Annotated in this window: 25 protein-coding genes and 1 pseudogene; 15 read left to right on the forward strand and 11 right to left on the reverse strand. The window is 62.4% G+C overall.

Annotated features, from left to right (window positions below; translation table 11 throughout):
• Window positions 1-35 precede the first annotated feature (35 nt).
• The 8 genes from R2N16_RS00680 (at window position 36) to R2N16_RS00715 (ending at window position 7879) form a co-directional block, all read left to right on the forward strand.
• The gene (locus tag R2N16_RS00680) at window positions 36-1400 is read left to right on the forward strand and encodes a TadA family conjugal transfer-associated ATPase (protein WP_316663553.1); all 1365 of its coding nucleotides are present in this window, start codon (window positions 36-38) and stop codon (window positions 1398-1400) included.
• Window positions 1401-1412: 12 nt separating this feature from the next.
• The gene (locus R2N16_RS00685; protein WP_316663556.1) at window positions 1413-2390 is read left to right on the forward strand and encodes a type II secretion system F family protein; all 978 of its coding nucleotides are present in this window, start codon (window positions 1413-1415) and stop codon (window positions 2388-2390) included.
• Between the two features lie 62 nt (window positions 2391-2452).
• A complete protein-coding gene (locus R2N16_RS00690; protein WP_316663558.1) occupies window positions 2453-3397 on the forward strand; it encodes a type II secretion system F family protein in 945 nt (314 codons plus the stop codon).
• A 45-nt stretch (window positions 3398-3442) separates the two neighbouring features.
• Window positions 3443-3898, forward strand: a complete 456-nt coding sequence (locus R2N16_RS00695; RefSeq protein WP_316663560.1) for a TadE/TadG family type IV pilus assembly protein — start codon at window positions 3443-3445, stop codon at window positions 3896-3898.
• Window positions 3899-3929: 31 nt separating this feature from the next.
• On the forward strand, window positions 3930-4952 hold the full coding sequence (locus R2N16_RS00700) for a TadG family pilus assembly protein (RefSeq protein WP_316663561.1): 1023 nt from the start codon (window positions 3930-3932) through the stop codon (window positions 4950-4952).
• A gap of 29 nt (window positions 4953-4981) precedes the next feature.
• Window positions 4982-6301, forward strand: a complete 1320-nt coding sequence (locus R2N16_RS00705; protein WP_316663564.1) for a glycosyltransferase family 87 protein — start codon at window positions 4982-4984, stop codon at window positions 6299-6301.
• Window positions 6302-6357: 56 nt separating this feature from the next.
• Window positions 6358-7431, forward strand: a complete 1074-nt coding sequence (locus tag R2N16_RS00710) for a glycosyltransferase family 2 protein (RefSeq protein ID WP_316663566.1) — start codon at window positions 6358-6360, stop codon at window positions 7429-7431.
• Window positions 7432-7450: 19 nt separating this feature from the next.
• Entirely contained in the window at window positions 7451-7879 is a 429-nt protein-coding gene (locus R2N16_RS00715; protein WP_316663569.1) for a GtrA family protein, read from the forward strand.
• Window positions 7880-7904: 25 nt separating this feature from the next.
• Here R2N16_RS00715 and R2N16_RS00720 read toward each other — a convergent pair whose 3' ends face one another.
• The 5 genes from R2N16_RS00720 to R2N16_RS00740 form a co-directional block, all read right to left on the reverse strand.
• Window positions 7905-8990, reverse strand: a complete 1086-nt coding sequence (locus tag R2N16_RS00720; protein ID WP_316663571.1) for a M48 family metallopeptidase — start codon at window positions 8988-8990, stop codon at window positions 7905-7907.
• 27 nt (window positions 8991-9017) lie between these two features.
• Window positions 9018-10091 (reverse strand): YjgN family protein, encoded by a 1074-nt coding sequence (locus tag R2N16_RS00725; RefSeq protein ID WP_316663573.1) that lies wholly within the window; start codon window positions 10089-10091, stop codon window positions 9018-9020.
• A gap of 229 nt (window positions 10092-10320) precedes the next feature.
• The gene (groL, locus tag R2N16_RS00730; protein WP_316663574.1) at window positions 10321-11964 is read right to left on the reverse strand and encodes a chaperonin GroEL; all 1644 of its coding nucleotides are present in this window, start codon (window positions 11962-11964) and stop codon (window positions 10321-10323) included.
• A 104-nt stretch (window positions 11965-12068) separates the two neighbouring features.
• Entirely contained in the window at window positions 12069-12359 is a 291-nt protein-coding gene (gene groES / locus R2N16_RS00735) for a co-chaperone GroES (RefSeq protein WP_004629730.1), read from the reverse strand.
• Window positions 12360-12906: 547 nt separating this feature from the next.
• A complete protein-coding gene (locus tag R2N16_RS00740; protein WP_316663578.1) occupies window positions 12907-13716 on the reverse strand; it encodes an alpha/beta hydrolase family protein in 810 nt (269 codons plus the stop codon).
• Between the two features lie 343 nt (window positions 13717-14059).
• Between R2N16_RS00740 and R2N16_RS00745 the strand changes: the two genes are divergently transcribed.
• Entirely contained in the window at window positions 14060-15313 is a 1254-nt protein-coding gene (locus tag R2N16_RS00745) for an Hsp70 family protein (protein ID WP_316663580.1), read from the forward strand.
• A 241-nt stretch (window positions 15314-15554) separates the two neighbouring features.
• Here R2N16_RS00745 and R2N16_RS00750 read toward each other — a convergent pair whose 3' ends face one another.
• The 4 genes from R2N16_RS00750 to R2N16_RS00765 all read right to left on the reverse strand — a co-directional run bounded on the left by R2N16_RS00750 (window position 15555) and on the right by R2N16_RS00765 (window position 17407).
• A complete protein-coding gene (locus tag R2N16_RS00750; RefSeq protein WP_316663582.1) occupies window positions 15555-16433 on the reverse strand; it encodes a lysophospholipid acyltransferase family protein in 879 nt (292 codons plus the stop codon).
• Between the two features lie 95 nt (window positions 16434-16528).
• Window positions 16529-16741, reverse strand: coding sequence for a hypothetical protein (locus tag R2N16_RS00755; RefSeq protein ID WP_316663585.1), 213 nt, complete (start codon window positions 16739-16741; stop codon window positions 16529-16531).
• Window positions 16742-16840: 99 nt separating this feature from the next.
• Window positions 16841-17095, reverse strand: coding sequence for a translation initiation factor 1 (locus R2N16_RS00760; protein ID WP_316663588.1), 255 nt, complete (start codon window positions 17093-17095; stop codon window positions 16841-16843).
• 81 nt (window positions 17096-17176) lie between these two features.
• A complete protein-coding gene (locus tag R2N16_RS00765) occupies window positions 17177-17407 on the reverse strand; it encodes an isochorismatase (RefSeq protein WP_316663589.1) in 231 nt (76 codons plus the stop codon).
• 694 nt (window positions 17408-18101) lie between these two features.
• Between R2N16_RS00765 and R2N16_RS00770 the strand changes: the two genes are divergently transcribed.
• The 5 genes from R2N16_RS00770 (at window position 18102) to R2N16_RS00790 (ending at window position 20156) form a co-directional block, all read left to right on the forward strand.
• A complete protein-coding gene (locus R2N16_RS00770) occupies window positions 18102-18305 on the forward strand; it encodes a cold-shock protein (RefSeq protein WP_316663591.1) in 204 nt (67 codons plus the stop codon).
• Window positions 18306-18643: 338 nt separating this feature from the next.
• Window positions 18644-18970, forward strand: coding sequence for a hypothetical protein (locus R2N16_RS00775; RefSeq protein ID WP_316663594.1), 327 nt, complete (start codon window positions 18644-18646; stop codon window positions 18968-18970).
• A gap of 89 nt (window positions 18971-19059) precedes the next feature.
• A complete protein-coding gene (locus R2N16_RS00780; protein ID WP_316663597.1) occupies window positions 19060-19344 on the forward strand; it encodes a hypothetical protein in 285 nt (94 codons plus the stop codon).
• An 87-nt stretch (window positions 19345-19431) separates the two neighbouring features.
• A complete protein-coding gene (locus R2N16_RS00785; protein WP_316663599.1) occupies window positions 19432-19812 on the forward strand; it encodes a hypothetical protein in 381 nt (126 codons plus the stop codon).
• Between the two features lie 59 nt (window positions 19813-19871).
• The gene (locus R2N16_RS00790) at window positions 19872-20156 is read left to right on the forward strand and encodes a hypothetical protein (RefSeq protein ID WP_316663602.1); all 285 of its coding nucleotides are present in this window, start codon (window positions 19872-19874) and stop codon (window positions 20154-20156) included.
• An 87-nt stretch (window positions 20157-20243) separates the two neighbouring features.
• On the opposite strand, the pseudogene R2N16_RS00800 reads toward R2N16_RS00790, so the two are convergent.
• A pseudogene (locus tag R2N16_RS00800) lies at window positions 20244-20392 on the reverse strand (LysR family transcriptional regulator); the annotation flags it as partial.
• Window positions 20393-20641: 249 nt separating this feature from the next.
• Between R2N16_RS00800 and R2N16_RS00805 the strand changes: the two are divergent.
• Window positions 20642-22144: a sensor domain-containing diguanylate cyclase gene (locus R2N16_RS00805; RefSeq protein ID WP_316663603.1), complete on the forward strand. Its 1503-nt coding sequence runs from the start codon at window positions 20642-20644 to the stop codon at window positions 22142-22144.
• Between the two features lie 12 nt (window positions 22145-22156).
• Here the strand turns inward: R2N16_RS00805 and R2N16_RS00810 are convergent, their stop codons facing one another.
• Entirely contained in the window at window positions 22157-23404 is a 1248-nt protein-coding gene (locus R2N16_RS00810) for a hypothetical protein (RefSeq protein WP_316663604.1), read from the reverse strand.
• Between the last annotated feature and the right edge of the window lie 41 nt (window positions 23405-23445).

The raw sequence follows: 23445 nt of genomic DNA on the forward strand, positions 1-23445 counted from the left end.
CGCGTGCCTAACCCATCGATCGCGTGGAGCCCATCATGTCATTGCGAGAACAACTCTTTCAGCAAGCCGGCGAGGCGCTACCGCAACGCGTTGCGTACGCCAACGGCTCGAACGGCCACACCAGCGCGGCCTATCAGCAGGTGGCGCAGGATGTGCACCAGATCATCATCGATCGCGTGGAACTGAGCCGCTTGCAGCAGCTCACGCCCGAGCAGATCAAGCGCGAGCTGGCGCAACTGGTCGAGCAAATCGTCGATGAAGGCAAGCACCAGCTCAATGAGAGCGAACGGCGCCGCCTTGTCTCCGACGTGCAGGACGAGATGCTCGGCTACGGCCCGCTCGAACCGCTGCTGGCCGACCCGACCATCTCCGACATCCTGGTCAACACACACCAGTACGTGTACGTGGAACGCCGCGGCAAGCTCGAGCTGACCAGCGTGACATTCCACGACGACGCACACCTGATGCGCGTGATTGAAAAGATGGTGTCGCGCGTCGGCCGCCGCATTGATGAGTCCAGCCCGATGGTGGACGCACGGCTGCCCGATGGCTCGCGCATCAACGCGATCATTCCGCCCTCGGCCATTGATGGGCCGCTGCTGTCGATCCGGCGTTTTTCCGTCAACCCGCTGACGATCCAGGACCTGGTCAACTTCCGCACGATGACGCCGGAAATGGCGCAACTGCTCGATGCCATGGTCAAGGCCAAGCTCAACATCCTGATCTCGGGCGGCACCGGCAGCGGCAAGACCACGCTGCTCAACATCCTCTCGGGCTACATTCCCGCGAACGAACGCATCGTCACCATTGAAGATGCGGCCGAGCTGCAACTGCGCCAGAACCATGTGCTGCGCCTGGAAACGCGCCCGGCCAACATCGAAGGCCGCGGTGAGATCACGCAACGCTCGCTGGTGAAGAACGCGCTGCGGATGCGCCCCGATCGCATCATCCTCGGCGAAGTGCGCGGTGCCGAAGCGCTCGACATGCTGCATGCCATGAACACCGGGCACGAAGGGTCGCTCGCCACCATTCACGCAAACACGCCGCGCGATGCGCTGACCCGGCTGGAGAACATGGTCAGCATGGCGGGCCTGCAGTTGCCGCCCAAGACGATGCGCCAGCAGATCACCTCGGCACTGACGGTGGTGGTGCAGGTGACACGCCTGACCGACGGCAATCGCAAGCTGGTCAGCGTGCAGGAGATCACCGGCATGGAAGGCGAGGTCGTGAACATGCAGGAGATCTTCACCTTCCGCCGCAAGGGCATCGATGCTGAGGGCCGCATCAAGGGCCACTTCTGCGCCACGGGCGTGCGGCCCAAGTTCTCGGAACGTCTGCAGGCCTTCGGCATCCATCTGCCCGAGACGCTGTACGACCCCTCGGTTCAATACGAGGTCTAAAGGAGAGCCGACATGGACACCATGGTGATCGGTTTCACGCTCTCGGTTTTCGTGGCCATTGTGCTGGGAGTATCGAGTGCGTATCTGTGGTGGGACAGCCGCCACAGCCAGACCGCCAAGCGCCTGAGCCAGCGGCTGAAGATGGCCCTGCTCAGCAGCGCGCGGCACGGCGCCAACGAGAGCATCCTCAAGCAGCGCGTGCTGGCGGAATCGCAGGAGGTGGCGGCACTGTTGGGCAAGCTGCCGCGCGTCAATCGGCTCGACCTGCTGTTGCTGCAATCGGGGCTCGATTGGTCGGTCGCACGCTTTCTGGCGCTAACACTGGTCGTGCCGGTCGTGGTTGTCATCGGCATCTCGGCGCTCAATCCGCCGTGGTTCGCATCGGCTGGGCTGGCCGTTGCAGGTGCATCGCTGCCGCTGTTCTACGTGCTGCATCGACGCACGCGCCGGCTGATGAAGCTCGAAGCACAGCTGCCGGAAGCGACCGACCTCATCAGCCGTGCGCTGCGTGCCGGGCACTCGCTGCCCAGCGCGCTGGAGATGGCCGGTGATGAACTGCCGCAGCCGATCGGCACAGAGCTGGCGATGGTGTTCGGCCAGATCAACTACGGCGTCACGCTCAACGACGCGCTGGCCGGGCTGACCGACCGCGTGCCGGTGGACGACCTCCGTTACCTGGTGATCGCCATCCTCATCCAGCGCGAGTCGGGCGGCAACCTGGCCGAGATCCTGGACAACGTGGGCTCGCTCATCCGCAAGCGCCTGCAATTGCTTGACAAGGTGCGCGTGCTCTCGGCAGAGGGCCGACTCGGCGGCTGGATCTTGACCGCGCTGCCGCCGGGCATGGCAGTCGTGGTCTACCAGTTGAACCCGGAATTGATGTCCACGCTGTGGAAAGACCCGACCGGCATCCAGATGATGTGGACCGCCATCGTGATGACCTGCGTGGGCGTGTTGTGGATCCGCCAGATCGTACGCATCCACATCTGAGATGACATCGGCGCCATAGAGCACAGAACAGAATTCGGAGGCGGGGGCAACCCTGGACGGACATGCAGATCGCACAGACAATCTTGCTTGGCGGCACGTTCATCATCGTCTTTGGGGCGGTGCTGGTTGCGCTCAACGTACTGCGGCCGAGCGCGCTGCAGCGGCGCCTCGGGCAGATCGATCGTGAGGCGCCCAGCCTCGTGCCGCAGGACACCTCCAACGACTGGCTGCACAAGATCGGCCAGATCGCCAAGCCGCTGGCCAAGGCATCGCTGCCCAAAGACGGCTGGGAAACGTCGGACCTGCGCACGCGCTTTGTGCATGCCGGTTGGCGGTCTCCGGAAGCGCCCGCCATCTACTTCGGCATCAAGACGGTTCTGGCGGTGGGGTTGCCGTTGCTGCTGTCGGTGGTGCTGTTGGGCCGCTTCGATGCCAACCACCAGAACGAATACCTGAGCGTGCTGTTCGGTGCCGCACTGATTGGCTTCTACCTGCCGAACATCGTGCTGCGCACTAAGATCCGCCGCCGCCAACGCGACATTTTCGAAGCGTTCCCGGACAGTCTGGACCTCATCATGGTGTGCGTGGAAGCGGGCCTCGGGCTGGATGCCGCCGTGCTGCGCGTGGTGGACGAAATGCGCCACGCACGCCCTGCGCTGGCCGAAGAGTACGAACTGCTGACGCTCGAACTGCGGGCCGGCCTCGCCCGTGAAAAGGCCCTGCGCAACCTGGCCGCCCGCACCGGCGTGGAAGACGTGAGCATGCTTGTGGCCATGCTGATCCAGGCTGACCGTTTTGGCACCAGCGTGGCGGAATCGCTGCGCGTGCATTCGGACATGTTGCGCACCAAGCGCCATATGCTGGCCGAAGAACGCGCGGCCAAGATCGGCACCAAGATCCTGTTCCCGCTGATCTTCTGCATCTTCCCATCGCTGTTTGTGGTGCTGCTTGGCCCGGCTGCCATCCAGGTGATCGGCGCGCTGCGCTCGGTCGCAGCCCAACAGTAAGTCGAAGTCAAACAGCCGACCCGCCATCGCTCCAAGGAGACCATCATGCGCTCCCGTGCCAACCAACGTACCGCGCACCGCCCTGCCCGCACGCGCAAGATGCGCGGCGCCGCCGGTGTCGAGTTCGCCCTGGTCTTTCCGATCCTGCTGCTGGTCGTGTTCGGCATCGTCGAATTTGGCGCGGCGTGGTACGACAAGGCCGTCATCACCAACGCGAGCCGCGAAGCTGCGCGGGCGGGTGTGGTCTTCAGCTCGCCGGTGCCGACCAGCACCAAGATCCAGAGCGTGGCGACCAACTACTGCCAGAACCGTCTGGTGACGTTCGGCGCCGCCTCAAATTGCACGGCATCAGTATCACCAACGACAACGTGTACCGCTGGAAGCGGCAATCAGTTGATAGTCACGGTGTCATACACATTCACTGGCCTGGTGCTGGGCCACTTGGCGCCCTTCACCGGATCGCTGGCGATGAGTGCGCAGACCACCATGCTCTGCGAGTAACACGCAGTTCTTGCACTGTGCGAGGTATGCCATGACCAAGCGAGCCCTTCCTCTACGGCAACGCGGCGCGGTCGGAATGATCGCCCCGATGTTGCTGGTCGTCTTCCTGTCGGTTGGCGCCATCGCCGTCGACGTGGCGCACCTGTATGTGGTGCGCAATGAGCTGCAAAACGCGGCGGATGCGGCGGCGCTGGCAGGCGCGGCGGGGCTCAACCCGATCAGTCCCACGCCGCAGTGGAGCAATGGCGTCACCAAAGGCACCAACGCCGTCACGCTCAATGCTTCTGATGGCACGAAGCTCGCTACCGGCACCGTCACGGCCGGCTACTGGAACCTGACCGGTAGCCCTGCCGGCATGCAAGCACAATCCATCACACCGGGAAAGAACGACGTGCCAGGCGTGCAGGTCACCATTACGCGCGCCTCGGGTGTCAACGGCGGCGCGGTCAAAGGCTGGCTCACATGGGTGTTTGGTGGCGGCACGGCGGATATCCGCGCCACGGCGGTCGCCGTCATCGCCGCGCCCGGCAGCGCCAACCCCGGAGCGCTGTTTCCTGTGGCGCTCAACAAGTGCCTGTTCGATCTGTACTGGAACTACAGCACCAACCAGCCACTGCTCGATCCATCGACCGGCAAGCCGTACGTGATCGACATCGACGCCAGCTACCCGCCCGGCACCAACACCTGCGCTAGCGGTGAGTGGACCGGCTTTGGCGGCGCGACCGACGCCAATACAGAAAAGGGTCTGGTCAGCAGCGGCAACCCGACAACCGTCAACGTTGGGGACAGCATCAACATCTCCACCGGCGTGAAAACCAGCGTCTATAACGCGATTCCTCCGTTGCCCTATACCGTGACGATGCCCGTGGTGGCCAACGTCGTCCCCGGATCAAGCTCGCCCGTGGTTGCGTTTGCCGGCTTCACGATCACGAAAATCTTCACCAACGGCACGCACTCCTACATCGAGGGCAACTTCACAACCAACACGAAGGTCAGCGGCGGCGGCTCCGGCACCAACTACGGCGCCTATGTGCCGCCGCGCCTGGCGAACTAGGCACGCAGACCATCCACGGGGAAAGTGCCATGGGCGAGTCACCACAACAAGAACACGTGCAGCCGATGGCCGATCGCCACTGGATCAACGCCAACACGGTGCGCAAGGGCAGCAAGGTGATGCTGGCCGTATTCCTGCTGATCTTCGCGCTGGGTGCCTGGGTGACGAACGGCTTCACCGACACACGCATCACCGGGCCGGCGTCGGACTTCTCCGTGTTCTGGGGCGCATCGCACATCGCACTGCATGAGCACCCACTGCACGCCTACGACATCGACAAGATCATGGTGGTGATCAACCAGTACGGCACGCTGGAAGCGGGCAGCGAGCGCATTCTGCCCTGGCTGTATCCGCCGACCTTCCTGCTGCTGGTGCTGCCCTTGTCGCTGTTGCCGCTGTGGCCGAGCTATCTGCTGTTCATGCTGGCCACCGGTGGGCTCTATGTGAAGGCCACGATCGGGCTGCTTGGAAACAAGGTGGATGCACGTCAGCACGCGTGGATGTCGGTGGTCAGCTCGCCGGCCGTGTTCGTGACGGTGCTAATGGGGCAGAACTCCATGCTCACCGCGGGGCTGGCTGCTGCTGCCGTCGGGTGGCTCGACAAGCGCCCCGTACTGGCCGGCGTTGCCATTGGCCTGCTGGCCATCAAGCCACAACTGGCGCTGCTGTTTCCCGTGGTGCTGCTCGTCAGCCGCGCATGGAAGACGATGGCAAGCGCAGCCATCACCGCTGTGCTGTTCAGCGCCGCCAGCATTGCCGTGTGCGGCTGGGACACGGTGCCCGCCTTCTTCCAGAGTGCGCACTGGGCCGAGACCAACCTGGTCGAACACGGCGGCACGGCTTGGTATGTCATGCCAACGTTCCTGGCGGCAGCACGCGCCGCCGGCATCGGCATCAAACTCGCCTATGCGATTCAAGTGTCGATGGCCGTGCTGGCGCTATTTGCAACCGCCGCCGTATGGCGCCGCACAACAGATACGGGGCTGCGCGTTGCAGCGCTGGCAACCGCCACGCTGCTGATCTCGCCATATGTGCGTGCGTATGAGCTGACCTGGCTCGTCGTGGCCATTGCGGGCTACATCAGCCACGGTGTTCGCTTCGGCCTGTCGAGTGCGGAGCGCGCGCTGCTTGTTGCGGCGTGGCTGCTGCCGGTGTTCGAGTTCACCAACCCGCTGCTCCACCTGCCGCAGGTCGGGCCGTTCTTCCTGGTGACCATGATGGCAATGGTCGTGTATCGCACGCTCACGCACGCGCGAGTGCACACCGCCGGCCACGCCACCAACGCCAAGCCCGGCCCGGCATCTACATCGAGCATGCCGGCAGCAGCCAACGCACGCACCACCGCATAACCACCGACAGGCCAGCCATAGGTCTGCGTATCGCCATCAAAGTTTTGGGGGAAGCCATGCAGCCGAATCATCAAGACCAACACGACACGCCACTGCTTTCCCTGGTCGCACCGTTCTACAACGAAGGCGATGCACTGCACCTGTTCTTCGCCCGCGTGGTGCCGATCCTGGAATCGATCGACGGCATGCAGTTCGAGATCGTGTGCGTGAACGACGGCAGCGCAGACGACACGCTCGCCAAGCTCGTCGCCGTGTCACATGCCGATCCCCGCGTGCGCGTGGTCGACCTGACCCGCAATTTCGGCAAGGAAGCCGCACTCACCGCAGGCCTGGACGAGGCACAGGGCGATGCCGTCATCCCAATCGATGCCGACTTGCAGGACCCGCCGGAGTTGATCCCGACGCTGGTTGCGCACTGGCGCAAGGGCGCCGAAGTCGTACTCGCGCAGCGCGCCAACCGCGCGTGCGATTCGTTCCTCAAGCGCGTGACGGCCACAGCCTACTACCGGATCCACAACCGACTGTCCGACCTGAAGCTGCCCGAGAATGTGGGCGACTTCCGCCTCATGGACCGCGCCGTGGTCAACGCGCTCAAGCAGTTGCCGGAGCGGCACCGCTTCATGAAGGGCCTGTTCGCGTGGGTAGGCTTCAGCACGGTGATCGTGCAGTACGAACGCGAGAAACGCAGCGCGGGCACGTCGAAGTTTTCGGGCTGGCGGCTGTGGAACTTCGCGCTGGAGGGCATCACGAGTTTCAGCACACTGCCGTTGCGCAGCTGGACGTATCTCGGCGCGCTCGTCGCCGCGCTGGCCTTCTGCTATGGCGCGTTCATCATCGTGCGCACGATGATCTTCGGCGTGGTGGTGCCGGGCTACGCTTCGGAGCTGTCGCTGATGCTGTTCTTCGGCGGGCTGCAGATGATCGGCCTGGGGATGATCGGCGAATACGTTGGCCGCATCTATGACGAAGCCAAGGGCCGGCCGATCTACCTGGTCAAGCGCCGCTATCAGGAGCGCCGCCCCCGCAGCCGCGTGCAGGGCAGCAACAGCCGGCAGGTGATTCCGATTGCCAGCGCCCGACTGCGCCAGCCGCAAGGAGAACGCCAGCGCAGTCACGCCGCACGTCGCTGATGCCAACCGGAGACGCCTCATGCGGCACGCTGAATCAACCGTCATGAACGCACTTGCAGGCGTGCTGCCGCTGCCGGATCGCATGCTGCTGATCCGCGTCTTCCGCTTTGGGGTCTCGGGCGTCGTCGCCACCGGGGTGCATGTGGCGATTGCCATGGCGCTCATCGGTGGCTTCTCTGCAACTCAGGTCGCAGCCAACGGAGCGGCGTTTGTCTGCGCCAATGTGTGCTCGTACCTGCTCAACGCCCTGTGGAGTTTTTCGGCCAAGCCGGCGCGCACCAACTTCCTGCGCTTCTACGCTGTCTCGCTGCTGGGCCTGGCGTTGACGCTCGCGATTTCGTGGTGTGCGCAGACGCTGGGCCTGAGCTATTGGATCGGGCTGGCGGGCATTCTGACGACGGTGCCGCCCCTGACTTTCGTGCTGCACCGGTTCTGGACGTTCCGCTGATGCGCCCTCGTCATTCCCGCTCCCGCTATTCTGCGTCGCCGTTGTCGCTGCCGCCGTGCGTGCGGTCGAAGCGGCGCAGCGTGTCGATGCGCTCGCGCGTCAGCGGGTGAGACGAGAAGAACGCCGAAGCATCGTCATCGCTGGCAGCGTCGGGCTTCTTCGCGGCATCTGCCTTGCGCGTACCGCCATGCGTGTCTTCCAGCGCCTGCAGCACATCGGCAAACGCGCCGACGGACAGGCCGTTCTCCTGCAACAGCAGCGCGGCATAGCGGTCGGCATCGCGCTCGTAGTCACGCGAATAGCGCAGCGTCAAGAGCGCTGCCGGTACGCCCGACAGGATGGTCGAGACATCGCCAAACAGCAGCGCTGCCGTTGCCCCGATGGCAGACGACTGAATCACCTGCCGCAGCCCATGGCGATATTCAACGTGGCCCGCCTCGTGCGCCAGCACACCCGTCAGACCATCGCCCTCACCCACCAGCTTGACCAGCGCGTCGGTCACGACAATGTCGCCGCCGGGCAGCGCAAAAGCATTGGCGCCGATGTCGGCGTCACGAAAAACGATGTGATACGTGTGCGTGGCTTGCGGCGGCCTATGCAGCGCCGTGAAGCGTGCGCGGATGCGGTCCTGCTGCGCCACCGGCAGCTTGCTCGGCCTGAGCCAGCGCTCGTCCATTGCCTTCAGCGTGCTGCGCCCGAGTTGCGCCTCCGCCCGCTGCGGCACCATGCCGGCCACCACCTTGGCGCCCCAGGGCAAACCGTAGCGATATCCCAGCGCCAGCACCACCACCATGGCCAGCAGTGAGCCCAGCGCCAGCTTCCAGCTGTTCTGCGCCAGCACGACCCATCCCTCGCGATAGCCGGTGCGATGCAGCAGCACGTTCAGTGACGCCTGCTCCGCGGGGTCGGTGATCTCGCAAAACGCGCCGTCCTCGAACGTAATCAAGCGCGGTGCATGTTTGACGCGCTCCGAGACCCGCAGCGTAGAGAGAGGCGCGCGGCGCAGCGCCGTGCCCTCGGGGTTGAACAGCACCGCCTCGCCCGCCTCGACGGCAAGGCGCACGGGTTGCGCGCGCGAGGTACGGCCGTCGAAGTAGGTAGCAAGAATCACGTCGGTTGCCTTTGCCTTGCGGCGCGTTTACAGCGCGATATCGATGTCGTACCAGTCCACCGTGGCGTCGCCCAGGGCGCCCACCTTGGTGGTTTCCCCGGCAACGAAGGTATCGAGCGAACCGGCCGCCAACATCGTCACCGAGTCGAGCTTGTAGCGCGCCGTGCGCACACGTGCAAACGGCGTGAACAGGCCGATGGTGATCAGGATCAGCACCGCGTTCGACACGAAGATCCAGAACAGCTTGCCCGCACCCACTTGGCTCTGGAACCGATGCGCGCCCAGCGTGGTGTGGTTCCACACCACGTTCTGCAGGCGCGACAGGAAGTACGGCGTCAGGAACAGCATCGCGGCATACATGAACAGCCCGATGAGGATGAAGCCGAAGATCTGGCCCACACCCGGCGCACGGTGGAACGACACCCCCAGCAGCAGCGAGAGCACACCAGCCACCACAACGGCCAGCACCGCCAAGCCGAACGTGCGCAGATACACGCCGTAGAAGTTGCCCGGCGTGCCCGAGAAATCAAACGCCGCGGTACCGAAGCGCGTGTTCTTGTGCTGGAAACGCTTGAAGCGCTGGTGCGCCAGCGGTGCAAGCAGATACAGCGAGATCACGCTCAGGATCGGCCACACCAGGAACACCATGTAGCCATCGGCATCCTTGCCCGTAAAGGCGAAGCGCAGGCCGCGGTAGCTGGAGTTGGCCATGCGAAAACGCAGCGAGCGCACCAGCAGCCACGGAAACGCAGCGGCCATCAACGCAAGCAACCCCAGCCCCAGCAGCGGCGATGAATGGCCGAGCAGGTTGAACGCAAGCGCCAGCACGAAAATGATCGCGCGGCCTTTGAGAATGGCGATCGGGCTGCCGTGATAATCGAAGCTCGAACCGGCCAGTTGTGTGTTGCGATAGAAATACTGCAGCGTGCGCACCTTCGCCCAGGCCGAGTAGACACCCAGCGTGACGATGGTCAGCAACAGGTTGACGATCCAGATGCGGAAGTATTCCGAGCCGCTGCCGATAAAGCGCAGCCGCAGGGGCTGCGGCGCAGCCGGCGCGGGGGCGCTGCCCAGGACGGACTCGCGTGCGATGTCGTTCATCTGTTTTTCCCTTCCCTGAGTTGTTGTCGTGCCCGCTTCAGGACGTTGATCGACACTGAACGACGCTGAGGCTCGCGGGTGGGCCGATTGTAGCGAAGCCCGGCGCATTGCAGCGTTAACGCCGTCTTAACAAAACGGGCAACAAAAAACCCCGCAGGCTCGCACCCACGGGGTTTTTGTTTGGAACAGCCATCCCGAAGGATGGCCGGGCCAGGGCCGGTGCGGCAAATTACATCATGCCGTCCATGCCGCCCATGCCACCCATGCCGCCCGGCATTGCCGGAGCTGCATCGTCCTTCGGCAGTTCTGCCACGGCGCAGTCCGTCGTCAGCATCAGCGAAGCGACCGAAGCGGCGTTCTGCAGCGCGGTGCGGGTCACCTTGGTCGGGTCCAGCACGCCCATTTCCACCAGGTCACCGTACTCGCCGGTCGAAGCGTTGTAGCCGTAGTTGCCCTTGCCGGCGATGACGTTGGCCACCACCACCGAAGCCTCGTCGCCAGCGTTCGTGACGATCTGGCGCAGCGGCTCTTCCATGGCACGCAGCACGATCTTGATGCCGGCGTCCTGGTCAGCGTTGGCACCCTTCAGGTTCGAGATCAGCGCACGGGCGCGCAGCAGTGCAACACCGCCACCAGCCACGATGCCTTCTTCCACGGCAGCGCGCGTTGCATGCAGCGCATCTTCCACGCGAGCCTTCTTTTCCTTCATTTCGACTTCGGTGGCAGCGCCAACCTTGATCACGGCAACACCGCCGGCCAGCTTGGCCACGCGCTCTTGCAGCTTCTCACGGTCGTAGTCCGAGGTCGCTTCTTCGATCTGGGCACGCACTTGCTTCACGCGGGCTTCGATGTTGCGGGCATCACCTGCGCCATCGATGATCGTGGTGTTTTCCTTGCCGATTTCAACGCGCTTGGCTTGGCCCAGATCGTTCAGGGTTGCCTTTTCCAGCGTCAGGCCGACTTCTTCAGCGATGACTTGGCCGCCCGTCAGGATGGCGATGTCTTCCAGCATGGCCTTGCGGCGGTCGCCGAAGCCCGGAGCCTTGACGGCAGCGGTCTTCAGGATGCCACGGATGTTGTTGACCACCAGCGTTGCCAGGGCTTCGCCTTCGACGTCTTCAGCAATGATCAGCAGCGGACGGCCAGCCTTGGCCACTTGTTCCAGCACCGGCAGCAGGTCGCGGATGTTGCTGACCTTCTTGTCGAACAGCAGCACGAACGGGTTGTCCAGCTGGACAACTTGCTTTTCCGGGTTGTTGATGAAGTACGGCGACAGGTAGCCGCGGTCGAACTGCATGCCTTCCACGACGTCCAGCTCGTCGGCCAGCGACTTGCCGTCTTCCACGGTGATCACGCCTTCCTTGCCGACCTTGTCCATGGCTTCAGCGATGCGCTGGCCGATGGATTCGTCGCTGTTGGCCGAGATGGCGCCAACTTGAGCGATTTCCTTGCTGGTGGTCGTCGGCTTGCTGATCTTCTTCAGCTCTTCGACGGCAGCGCCAACAGCCTTGTCGATGCCGCGCTTCAGGTCCATCGGGTTCATGCCGGCGGCAACGTACTTCATGCCTTCGCGCACGATCGACTGGGCCAGCACCGTTGCGGTGGTGGTGCCGTCACCGGCGTTGTCGCTGGTCTTGGAAGCGACTTCCTTGACCATTTGCGCGCCCATGTTCTGCAGCTTGTCCTTCAGCTCGATTTCCTTGGCGACCGACACACCGTCCTTGGTCACGGTCGGGCCACCGAAGCTGCGCTCCAGCACCACGTTACGGCCCTTCGGGCCCAGGGTCACCTTCACTGCGTTGGCGAGAATGTTCACGCCTTCGACCATCTTGGCACGTGCGGCGTCGCCGAACACTACGTCTTTAGCTGCCATCTTGAGAATCTCCGAGATCTTTGGATGTTGCCTGCGCCGGGGAAATCCGCGGGGCAGACAATGAGGATTGGTTTACTGGTAAGCCGATGCGACGAAGCGCTCGCTTACTTCGCCACCACGGCCATGATGTCTTCTTCGCGCATGACCAGAACTTCCTGACCATCCACCTTGACGCCTTGGCCGGCGTACTTGCCGAACAGCACGCGGTCGCCGACCTTCACGTCCAGCGCAATCGCGTTGCCCTTGTCGTCTTTCTTGCCCGGGCCGACGGCCAGCACTTCGCCTTGATCCGGCTTTTCAGCGGCGGCGTCAGGGATGACGATGCCCGAAGCGGTCTTCGTTTCGTTGTCCAGGCGCTTCACGATCACGCGATCATGCAAGGGACGCAGGTTCATACAAACTCCTCAATGCAAAGTGAGTGTTTATTCACAAAAACGCGCCGCAAGACACGGCGCATCGGGAAAGCATCGGGGACTGGAATCGCTGTTAGCACTCCTGTCCGGCGAGTGCTAATTATAGGGACGGGGTATTACGATTTCAAGAACGGGGGTGGTCGAGTGTCGAGATTCACTCAACGCTGAACTTTGTTCACTCAACTCTGAACTCTGCGCTGCGCCTGCCTGACCTCACGGTAAAAAATTGCTTCCCCATCAATAAGTTAGCGAAACTGGAGATGGTGGAGATTTGGCGCGAAAGGGGCCGAGGGTTCGCAGCGATCGAAGTTCACGCGAAGTCGAGCCGCTCTTCAGAGTGCATGAAAGAGCTTAATACGTCACAAAAATAGTTTCACTTTCCGAATGGCGGACCGATGTTGACCTCTCGTCTGTCGTCTGTATCCCCAGAGGGATGCCAGCGTCCACTCTTGGCCGGAAGCGGACGGTGGCTACGACGGCCGGACCGGTCTTAGGCGCGGCCTACTGTCTAACCAAGCGCCTTGCGTGCTCAAAGAGGCGTTCGCTGCTGCACCAAATGCTCAGCAAAGAACGCCGATATGCGAGCATCCCGGACCATTGTCGCCTCGGCTGACAACACGTGACCTTCTCCGGGAAATATCAATTGCTCGGCAACGCGGCCGTCGGTGGCGTATCGGTTCGCAAGGCGTTTCGCCATGGCGGACGACCACGTCGTGTCGTTCTCACCAGCGCTGATTAGTAGCGGGCCTGCGTATCGTTGAATCTCAATAGGCTGAGATGGAAGCAAGGTGTCCGATGCGCCCTTCCAAGTCCAGGCGCGTCGCGAGGGGTCCCATGCTCGCCAGCCGGGGTCGCCTGGGTCTCTCCATTCTTTAGCGTCGAACGCTCCACAAACCACATCGGGTGGAGCGTGTACTGCTACAGCGTCGGGCTCATGCATCGAGTCATCTACCGTCATGAGTACCGCGAGTAGCAAGGCGTGTTCGGCTCCACGAGATACGCCATAGGCACCGACCTTACCGGTCGACCTTGGTAGGCGTCGCAAGGCATCCAGTGCTTCGGCAGTTTTATCGATGGGCACATTCTCGATGGCGCCCGCGTTCCAGAGGTTGCCGCCCAGGCTGTATCCCAGTGGCAACGCTGCAATACCCCTCGCCGCAAAGCTGGCTGCTTGTAAGTGTGCGAAGCCGGACCACGCCCCTTCCGAACCATGGAGCACTAGCACATGCGGAACATACCTGTCCCCTGGGGGCTCATAAAGACGACCAAGGCCAGGAATGTCTACCATCACGAACGGCTGGATTTTTGCAGCAGCACTAGCGCTGTTGGGCGATTGCAAGAGATCCTTCTCCATCTGTCTGACTAGATAAATCGCGGCCAATATCTGAAGCTGAACCGCCGACCGTTTCTGGCCGGTAGCGGACGGCGGGTATGCGCATGAAACAGCCCAAGCTTTCGGTTAACGATCGATTGGAGTTGTCTGCTACACCGCGACGCCGCCAAGCGGCCACTTGCACCTACCGAACATAGAAGCCCGAACAAACGTGGCAACCAAGGCATCCACCGTCGTAGAGAACCGTCGCACAAAGCCACTACAATGGCGCCCCTTCGACGGTGGCGCCCGCTCCTGATATCCCGTGCAGGCGCATGCCCCCCCGCTGCACTCCAGAAGCCACGATCCTATGATGTCAAACGCCTGCGGCGTCGATTTCGGCACGTCCAACTCCACCGTCGGTTGGCTGAGATCGGACGCACCCACCCTGCTGCCGCTCGAAGACGGCAAGGTTACGCTGCCTTCCGTCATCTTCTTTCACGCCGAAGACCCGCTGGTCAGCTACGGCCGTGCCGCGCTGGCCGACTACCTTGCCGGCTACGAGGGCCGCCTGATGCGCTCGCTCAAGAGCCTGCTCGGCACGTCGATGATGGACGACAGCACCGAGGTCATGGGCCAGGCCATGCCCTTTCGCAAGCTGCTCGCGCATTTCATCGGCGAACTCAAGCGGCGTGCCGAGCGCGCCGCCGGCCATGAATTCCGCCGCGCCGTGCTGGGCCGCCCGGTGTTCTTCATCGACGAAGATCCCAAGGCCGACCAGCTCGCCGAAGACACGCTGTCGGAAATCGCGCGCGACGCCGGCTTCGACGAGATCGCCTTCCAGTACGAGCCCATCGCCGCCGCGTTCGACTACGAGGCCGGCATCAGCGGTGAAGAACTTGTGCTGGTGGCGGACATTGGCGGCGGTACGTCGGACTTCTCGCTGGTGCGCCTGTCGCCCGACCGCGCGAAACGCCTTGATCGCCGTGAGGACATCCTCGCCAACGGCGGCGTTCACATTGGTGGCACAAACTTCGACCGCGCCTTGAGCCTAGCCAGCGTGATGCCGCTACTGGGCCTGAACAGCACGCTGCGCAACGGCAAGGCGATGCCGTCCGGCCAGTATTTCGACCTGGCGAGCTGGCACACCATCAACCATGTGTACACGCGCAAGGCGTGGGCGGTGGTGATGGACAATTACCGAGATGTTGCCGACACCGAAAAACTCGACCGCCTAATCCGCCTGATCCGCGAGCGCGCCGGCCACTGGCTGGCCATCCAGGTGGAAGACGCGAAGATCGCGCTGTCGGACGTCCCGGTGGCGGAGATCGACCTGCACCGCATCGCGCCCGAGTTGAAGCAGCCCGTCACGCGCGAGGATTTCGACCAGTCGATTGGGAAGCTGGTCGGCAAGACGGTCTCGACGGTGCAGGCGATGCTGAAGACGGCGGGCGTCGCAGCGCAAGCGGTCGATACCATTCTCTTCGCCGGCGGCTCCAGCGGGGTGCCGTTGCTGCGCGAGCAACTGGCGCAAGTGCTGCCGTCGGCGCGGCGCGTCGAGGGCGACCTGTTCGGCGGGATCGGTTCTGGCCTGGCGCGCGATGCGGCGCGCAAGTTTGGCTGACGGGCTGAAAGGCTGAGGGACGGCGGGACGTTTCGAGCGTATCGAACCATTCGGGCTGGGATATTGCTGTAGTCGGAGACGCGGACCACGCCATGCTAGAGGCGATCCAACTCAAAGCGACGGACTCAGTTCGCAGGCTAAGCTCAATGCCGTCGCCAGACGGCTCAACGAACGTCTCACCCCCTAAGAATCCCTTTTCCGTCACTAGGTTGTGGGATGCGGCGCGGTGGATGCGGCGCGCTTATACGGTGCCCGTAGGAGCGGCTGGCGCACCAGCGGGCACCTTATATCGGTTGTAGCCCCACAGGTATTGCTCGGGAAAGCGCCGAACCATCTCTTCCATTTCTGCATTGATCCAGGCGGCCTGGGCTTCGGCACCCTCGGGAAGCGGCCCCGTCAGGCGCTTCACGTGCATCCGCCAGCCACGCCCGCCGGGCAGCCGCTCGCCGGCGGCAACGATCAGGGCAGCGTTCGTCTGCTGGGCAAGCTTGCCCGGCAGCGTCATGGTGTACGCCGGTCGGCCAAAGAACGGAACCCATACACCGTCACCCTTCGGGGCTTGATCGGGAAGAAGGCCGACCGCGTCCCCCTGCCGCAATGCGCGTACAAACGATCGCACGCCTTGAGATGTTGCTGGCACTGCCTTCAAGTTCGAAGTGTCGCGCACGGCATCCAGCAGGCTGCGCAGCAGGGCTTTGCGATGCGGGCGAAACATGATCGTCAACGGAATGCGTTGCGCCGCGTAGCGTGCAGCCAGTTCAAAGCAACCCAGGTGCGGAGTGAGCATGATGAGCCCATTACCCTCGGCCAGGGCTTGCTCGATGACGCTCCAGTCCTCACAAATGACTTGGGCCATGCATGCATCGCTCCGAAACCAGATCCGCGGCAATTCGCTCATCATTGCGCCGGTTTCTGCGGCTGCCTGCCGCGCAAAGCGGGGGGCTTTGAATCCGGCCTGCGCGACATTGCGCTGGACATGGCGGCGATACCCGCCCGGTAAGGCATAGAGGAGCCGACCGAATGCGCGTCCGATGCCGTGGATGACAGGCAGCGGCAGCGAGGCGAACAGCTTCAAGAGAACAGGTAGCGCGCGCTGAGCGAACTGGGAACGGCGAAGCACGGTGTTGCACTCCTGGAGTGAGTTGCCTGACGCGCCGCCAAGCGTTGCTCAAAGCCTCGGCGAGAACGCCGGAGGCTAGCGAACCAATGAAGACGCTACTGATCGAGCGACCATCCCGGGTTGGGCACGTTTTTGCCTTCGCGATAGGTCCAGCTCGCGCCGCACGTGCGGCATGCAAACGTACTCACCGTGACAGCCGCGGTCTTGGACGCTTTGATGCGCTGTGTGTCGGTGATTCTTAGGAAAGCATGGCCTGACGCACCAAGTCGGTGGACTTCAATCGCAAGGCAAGCGCGGCAGAGTGTCATGCCAATTCCTCTCTCAAATAACGTGGAACTGATGTGGCGCGGATGCGAGGAAGCGCCGCGGCGTTGGTCAACGACGCGGTCCTCTGCATCGTCTTCGGTCTAAACGCCAAAGACAGGCGCGCCATACTTCAACAGCAATTGTTCGATCTGGCTCATGTCATCGGTGCGCGGTGTTCGATCTTCTGTCACGCGTGACGGCCCGCCATAGACGGCAGCCACATGCCTGCGCACCGTGAGCACATCGTTGGCAGGCGGTTCGATCATGACGGCGTCACCCGGTACGTGCCGATAGCTGCCATCTTTCCAGCCCTGGGGCGTTAGATGCAGTTCTTCCCACTCTTCGCTAACAGACATGGTGATTTCCTTCCTGTTGACTTTTGGGTTACGCCTGCCGTTGTAGCAAGCGAAAAAGCCGCCCGAGGCGGCTTGAGCGGTTCAGTTCTTGTGATGGGGTGCCAGACGTGCGATGGCTGCCCTTCCTGCAACCCGGGCTGCATTCCTTGCAAGCGCTTCCGTGCCATGTACGTTGTGGCGCATCGAGACGTTAGCGAGGAGGCGTTCCGTGCCATCCCTGTACTCATTGATGAGATAGGTGGCAAACCAGACGCCGGGTTCTTGTTCAATTGGATACACGGACACCGTGTACGGGGAGTCGATTTTTTTCAATACACTGCTTGGCTTCGGGCGAGGGCTGATGGCATACGCGGAGCGCCTGAGCGAACCGGTTCCTGCTGATGAGCTACGCCACGATGGGTAGGGCCAACGCCTTTGGTTCATGCATACAAATGCATGGGGCAAGCTATTGGCAACGAGGTGACCGTACTTGCGTAGGCTGGCACGCCTAGTACATGCGCGCTGCATACGGAGCGGATAAACCGCCGGTCAGGTAGGTGATGGGCCGCGTGGCCCAGATGATTCGGGTGTACGCCCGACGGGGGCCAGCGCTTGATATGTCTTCTTGCTTGGCACCCAGCCCGATCGATTCGAACGACGGGCAAAAGTTTGCGCATAGTAACAGCTTCTCGCCATCCCTGCTCTCTGTGCCACCTCCACGGTTCGCCTTGCGCGCTGCCATCGAATGGTGCTGGCCAACTTTGACAAGCAACGTCTGCGGCGTATGGACACCATCGAGCAGTGACAGAGAGCGGCCGCATCCACATTCATGGGTTATTTTCAGGTTTATCGCCCTTTTGATTGACAGAACCTTGCGATGCCGGTACACCTTGCACCGCAGGCTTTTCAAGCAGTTACTCCGAAGTTTTGGGTTGTCACATCAAGCGGCACCTTTTTCTCTTTGTTCCTTCCTTGATCGTCATGCCTGGCGAGCACGCGCTCATCCAGAACGTTTAAGGAATTCAGCATGGAAATCGGTATCGTAAAGTGGTTCAACGACTCCAAAGGCTTCGGCTTCATCACGCCTGACGCAGGTGGCAACGATCTGTTCGCGCATTTCTCCGAAGTTCAGGGCAATGGGTTCAAGTCGCTCCAGGAAGGACAGAAAGTCAGCTTTGTGTCCGGCGTAGGCCAGAAGGGCCCGGTGGCGACCAAGATTGAAGTGATCTGACCAATCGCTTGCCCAAGAAGAACCCCGCGTCGCGGGGTTTTTTTTTCGTCGCTGCCCACACGTCTCCTGCTCGCGCGCGGCATGCTGTGCGGTACTTTGAAAGATCGTCACGCCACCGTGCATATATGGGAGTACAGTGGTACACCAACACTGGTGCGTCGGATCATGCATCCGTTGGTACGAAAGCATTGTTACCCGCACTTGTGATCACCGCGCTCGGCGGCGCCTCCTACGCTGGATCAAGCCCGGCACGCCGTCATCCTCGCCAGCGCCAGTCCCACACAGGGACGCTTGCCTGTTGATGCACCGACTCGCGATGTAAGTCATGGAGATCCGTGATGCTCGACCTTGTCGCGTTTGCCAAGCCGGTGCTGGATGAAATTACCGGGCAGGATGTGCGGACCTGGAACTCCGGTCCGCGTGTGCTGGCGGCAAACTGGCAGGTGCCTGAATTCGATAGTCGCATCTGGCGTGTGAGAACGCTCACGATCGCATTCACGCACGACGTCATGAGCCAGTTGATGCATGCAGACCAACAAGACCTCTGCCAGCTGCAGTGCATGCTTGACCGCTTTCTGCGAGCGCGCCTGGGCATGCATTCCCAGGAAAACCTGGGAGGTCGGACGTTCATGATCACCGTAACTCATCTGGGGGTGGATGGATAACCTCCCGAGTCGATCTGCCGATTGCTGTTCACAGTCACTGTCGATGCCCTGCCGGGTGTCGACCACGCCCACCACGGTTGGAGCCATTCATGAATGCAAGCCCGTCAGCCACGTACAAAGGTTTCGACCTGTATCCGTTGGTGTACAGGACTGAGACGGTCCAGTCGTGGCCGCGCAAGCGTCCCGACCGTACGTTCAACGCGTCCGTGATGATCTGCCGCGAAGGACATCAACCCGGAGCCGAGCACTCGCGCGTTTTCCGCATGACGCCTACCGCCTGGGAGAACGTGGGCACCGCGAGGCGGGGCGTGCTGCAGTTCGGCCAAGACGTCATCAATGGCCTGGTACCAGGCGAATCGGTGGCGTCGCTGTAATGGGCGCGACGTGTTGATGGAGCCCGCGGATTCTTTTGATGTTGCGTTGGCGCGGCGTGTTGCTTGCGCGACCAGCCAGGAAACAAGATGACTCATGCTTCGGACAAAACGAGCTTTCTCTGCACACTCCCCGGAGCGGCGAAAGGCATGGCGTATTCCATCACGGTCGGTTTTATCTGCGATGGGCAGCCGAACTGCGTGCAATTCACCAGTTTCGTTGGTGAAGGACGACGGTCCTTCAGGGTGTTGGCAAGTCCATCGGATCTGCCATCCGCAGCAGCGGGCAGCGTTGAAACCTTTTGTCGTTTGGCCATCGGGCAGGTGATCCGCGACAGCCTCTACGCAAAGACTGCTGAAGGTGACCATACCCTCGATATGCGCGCGCGGCCTTGGGAAGGCGATCTCAGACCGGCGGGATCACGTACCGCACAAGGGCCGCTTCGTGCGCACTTGCGTTCTCGGGAATAGTTCAATGGAGCCGCCGGAAAGAGCGTACAGTGAGGCCACCCCTTTCAACGGAGATCGCTGTGGACGCCTATCCGACTTGCCGCTACAAGGGGTTCGATGTTTACCCCCTGATCTACCTGTTTGATCCGCCTCGTGAATGGCATGAGCGGCGCCCGGATCGTTCTTACAGTGCCTCCGTGTTGATCTGCCAGGAAGGCGAGCCGCCGAATATCAAACGCTCCCGAATCTTCCCGCTGCTGGCGATCCAATGGGAGAACATCGGGACGGCAAAACGTGCGGCAGCGAAGATGGCCGAAGACATCATCGATGGATTTGTGCCTGGCCAATCCATGAATGCCGAGTAGCTGCATCCGACCTGCCCGGAATTCTGCGCACCTGATGATCGCCTTGTGCCGCGCACTGGGTATTCCGGCGCGCTTATCGAGCAGTGTCGACCCGGGCAGACACGCGGCCCCCATGCCAAGACGGACGGTGTCGCGCACCATGACCAACGACGACAAGCGCGCGACAGCCTGCTCGCTATGCGCGACTTGCCCTCGGACCCTGTGATGTCCCAGGCGGCGCTTCCTGTGCCTGTGCCGGCTGAGCCGCATTCAGGGTGGGCGGGCCGGCATGCAAGCGCCTGATGCCTGCCCTCTTCCGGGCATCTGGGCCCCATGGGAAAGGCTTGCGACAAAAACCGCTCGTTGAACTGCAGTTTTCCGGCCTTGTGCCGATAACCAGCGGTGACGGCGTGCCAGGCACGCATCAATATCGCCCCCCGATCGACCGCAGCCAGCCTTGCCGAACAGACAGACGCGCGGTCTGTCGTCGCGCTCAAGACCACGACATGCCTCTTCGCCCCTACGCCCAACGGCTGGCCACATCGGCAGGCCACCACCCCTTTGTCGTTGGTACGCTCGGGACGCTGCTGACCTTGGTCGTCCTGGCCATCAGTGTGCTGACGCTGTGGGCAAACCGTGAAACGGCCATCGAGCACGCTCACGAAACCTCGAAGAATGTTGCCGCCGTTCTGGCAAGCCACATCTCGCGCACTGTCGACTCGGCAGATCAATCGCTGCAGATGCTGATTACCGCACTCGACAAGCCCGGTATCCGAAACCTCGATCCGGAGGTGCAGCATGATCTGCTTTTCAGCCGGACGACCTCGGCCCAGCATGTCACAGGCATGGGTGTCACCGATGACAAGGGCCGGCTCGTTGACGGTTGCTGCTCCACGACGCACCAGTGGGATTTCAGCGACCGCGACTATTTCTTCGTCCATCGCGACCACGCAAACGTTGGCCTCTACATCTCCGCCGTCTATCAGGCGCGCTCACGCGGGGGAGTGGAGACCATTGCGCTGAGCCGAAGGATGAACCGAGCCGATGGGACGTTCGCGGGCACCGCGCTGGTGGCAATCGACCTCGATTACTTCAAGCAGCTTCTTGAGAAGCTCGACGTCGGGCCACGCGGCATCACGGCCATTGTCCGCATCGACGGAACGTTGGTGGCGAGAAATCCGCCGCCTGGCGCAGCCCAGAAGTTCAACCTGAACAAATCGTTGACGTTCCCGCGCATGGTGAACCAGGAGTCCGGCTTCTATGTAGCGCCCTCGGCCAGCGACGGCGTGCTGCGCCTCTATACATTTCAACGTGTGCCGGGCACACCCTTCATCGCCGTGGTGGCCCCGGCCATGAGCGATGCGCTTGCGCCCTGGCAGCGGTTGTCATGGATCGTCGGGCTGTCGTCGGTGTCCGTGAGCCTCGCCTTCTGCGCCGGCGTGTGGCTCCTGGCTTTTGCGCTGCGCGGGCGCCTGATGGCTGAAAGCCACCTGCGTGAGTTGACGCAAACCGACCCGCTCACCGGCCTGAAGAACAGGCGCGCACTGGATGTCGCACTGGAGAACGAGTGGGATCGCCTGCAGCGGAATGACAGTCGCCTATCCGTGCTCTTTGTCGATGCCGATCACTTCAAACGCTATAACGACGAGCACGGGCATGCGCAGGGCGACACCGCGCTCCAGTACCTCGCCAACTGCATTTCCAAGCATGCGCGTCGACGCGGCGACCTCGCAGCCCGGTATGGCGGAGAGGAGTTCGTGGTGGTGTTGCCCGATACGGACGAAGCTGGTGCCAAGCAAATCGCCGAAGCGATACGTACGGAAGTCGAAGCGACCCGCACCGCAATCGGGACCCGAGGCTTGGCACCCTTCACAGTGAGTGTAGGTTGCGCTACCGCGCGTCGATCGAGCTTCCCGTCACTGAACGCTTTGACCAAGGCAGCGGACGACGCCCTCTACGCGGCCAAGCGCAGAGGGCGGAACTGCGTCGACTACGCGACAACGGCATAGCCCTACGCCTCGCTATTGCAACGTGGCCCCGCCCCCGCCGAGATAAAGACCGAGCAGGCGCGCAAACTGGCCACCGTCGGTGTTGATCGTCGTCTGGTACGTGCCGCCTGAACCGAAGACGATGGCGAAGGTATGGCTGTCGCCGTATTCCTGCGTGTTGCGCAGCATGTAATCGACACGGTTGTCGCGGTAATGCTGGTTGGTGCCGCCCGGCGTGCTGGACGGCACACCCAGCGGTGTCTGCCACCACAGAATGGGCAGCCCATTACCCAATGCGGTCCGATAGTCCGAGTAACTGCCTTGCGACTGATGGAAGTTGGGCGTGTTGATGTTGCTCACGTCCCAGTAGAACGTACCGCTGCGGCCCGTGCATTCCGACACCGTGGCAGCTTCGAGGCAGCCGGCGTCACGGTCGCTCGTCTGCGCGACGATGAAATCGGCTTGGTGCGCGCCAACCGCACGCATTTCCCCCCCAACCGCAGTCGGCGATCCCGACCAGAACGCCGGCGGGAATCCAATCAGCGCCTTGGGTGCGATCTGGCGGGCCATCTGCACCAGGCACTGCCCAATGCCGGCGGCTGTGTTGGGCAGGCTGCTGCATTCGGGCTGGCTGTTCACCACCGCGGCCATCTGCGTTGGATCATGGCTCGGTGCCTGCGCCCACACATAGCCCCAGAAATCGGGCTCCAGGTTGATCAGCACGGGCGCATTCAGCGCGGCAATGCGTTGATACATCAATCTCGCCTGGCTCCAGTACGTGTTCATGAACGTCGCATCGGTGATGCCGCTCAGGTTGCCGTCACCGTTCTGCGCCATCTGGTAGAACGTGAACATCGGCGTTGCGCCATAGGCCTGGGCGGCTTGGGCGGCATACGTGATGTACGCGCCATCAGGGCTGTTCCAGTAAGGCCACGAACCGGGCCCCGCGCCTACGAGGTAGACGTCGATGATGTCCGGACGAATGCCCTGGCTTTGCATATCCGAAATCGACTGACCCGAACCCAGGCCGACGAGCACGCGCGAAGGCTTGCCCATCTTCGCGACGAGCGCGGCGCTGGCCGACAGGCTGGACGTGCCGCCGCCGGTGTTTCCGCCGCCATTTCCGCCGGTCTGGCCTCCAGTGGTACCGCCTTGCGTCCCGGTGCCACTGCCCGTGCCTGTTGTGCTGCCGCCCTGCGTGCTATCGGCCCCTCCGCCACAGCCAACCAGCGCAGACGCAATCGCTGCGATGGCAATCCATCGTTGAGAAAACACGGTCATCGAAGAAATCCTTGAGAGAAGAGGTGCATCTGATTGCCGAG

The sequence above is a fragment of the Ralstonia psammae genome (assembly GCF_958405935.1).
In the GTDB taxonomy this organism is placed as follows: Bacteria; Pseudomonadota; Gammaproteobacteria; order Burkholderiales; family Burkholderiaceae; genus Ralstonia; species Ralstonia psammae.

What these genes read in the sequence shown, in the direction of transcription:
- R2N16_RS00680 (WP_316663553.1), top strand. Translation starts at nt 36, where the DNA reads ATGTCATTGCGAGAACAACTCTTTCAGCAAGCCGGCGAGGCGCTACCG.
- R2N16_RS00775 (WP_316663594.1), top strand. Translation starts at nt 18,644, where the DNA reads ATGCTCGACCTTGTCGCGTTTGCCAAGCCGGTGCTGGATGAAATTACC.
- R2N16_RS00745 (WP_316663580.1), top strand. Translation starts at nt 14,060, where the DNA reads ATGATGTCAAACGCCTGCGGCGTCGATTTCGGCACGTCCAACTCCACC.
- R2N16_RS00690 (WP_316663558.1), top strand. Translation starts at nt 2,453, where the DNA reads ATGCAGATCGCACAGACAATCTTGCTTGGCGGCACGTTCATCATCGTC.
- R2N16_RS00755 (WP_316663585.1), bottom strand. Translation starts at nt 16,741, where the DNA reads ATGACACTCTGCCGCGCTTGCCTTGCGATTGAAGTCCACCGACTTGGT.
- R2N16_RS00780 (WP_316663597.1), top strand. Translation starts at nt 19,060, where the DNA reads ATGAATGCAAGCCCGTCAGCCACGTACAAAGGTTTCGACCTGTATCCG.
- R2N16_RS00810 (WP_316663604.1), bottom strand. Translation starts at nt 23,404, where the DNA reads ATGACCGTGTTTTCTCAACGATGGATTGCCATCGCAGCGATTGCGTCT.
- R2N16_RS00725 (WP_316663573.1), bottom strand. Translation starts at nt 10,091, where the DNA reads ATGAACGACATCGCACGCGAGTCCGTCCTGGGCAGCGCCCCCGCGCCG.
- groL (WP_316663574.1), bottom strand. Translation starts at nt 11,964, where the DNA reads ATGGCAGCTAAAGACGTAGTGTTCGGCGACGCCGCACGTGCCAAGATG.
- R2N16_RS00700 (WP_316663561.1), top strand. Translation starts at nt 3,930, where the DNA reads ATGACCAAGCGAGCCCTTCCTCTACGGCAACGCGGCGCGGTCGGAATG.
- R2N16_RS00705 (WP_316663564.1), top strand. Translation starts at nt 4,982, where the DNA reads ATGGGCGAGTCACCACAACAAGAACACGTGCAGCCGATGGCCGATCGC.
- R2N16_RS00715 (WP_316663569.1), top strand. Translation starts at nt 7,451, where the DNA reads ATGCGGCACGCTGAATCAACCGTCATGAACGCACTTGCAGGCGTGCTG.
- R2N16_RS00685 (WP_316663556.1), top strand. Translation starts at nt 1,413, where the DNA reads ATGGACACCATGGTGATCGGTTTCACGCTCTCGGTTTTCGTGGCCATT.
- R2N16_RS00760 (WP_316663588.1), bottom strand. Translation starts at nt 17,095, where the DNA reads ATGTCTGTTAGCGAAGAGTGGGAAGAACTGCATCTAACGCCCCAGGGC.
- R2N16_RS00695 (WP_316663560.1), top strand. Translation starts at nt 3,443, where the DNA reads ATGCGCTCCCGTGCCAACCAACGTACCGCGCACCGCCCTGCCCGCACG.
- R2N16_RS00805 (WP_316663603.1), top strand. Translation starts at nt 20,642, where the DNA reads ATGCCTCTTCGCCCCTACGCCCAACGGCTGGCCACATCGGCAGGCCAC.
- R2N16_RS00770 (WP_316663591.1), top strand. Translation starts at nt 18,102, where the DNA reads ATGGAAATCGGTATCGTAAAGTGGTTCAACGACTCCAAAGGCTTCGGC.
- R2N16_RS00710 (WP_316663566.1), top strand. Translation starts at nt 6,358, where the DNA reads ATGCAGCCGAATCATCAAGACCAACACGACACGCCACTGCTTTCCCTG.
- R2N16_RS00785 (WP_316663599.1), top strand. Translation starts at nt 19,432, where the DNA reads ATGACTCATGCTTCGGACAAAACGAGCTTTCTCTGCACACTCCCCGGA.
- groES (WP_004629730.1), bottom strand. Translation starts at nt 12,359, where the DNA reads ATGAACCTGCGTCCCTTGCATGATCGCGTGATCGTGAAGCGCCTGGAC.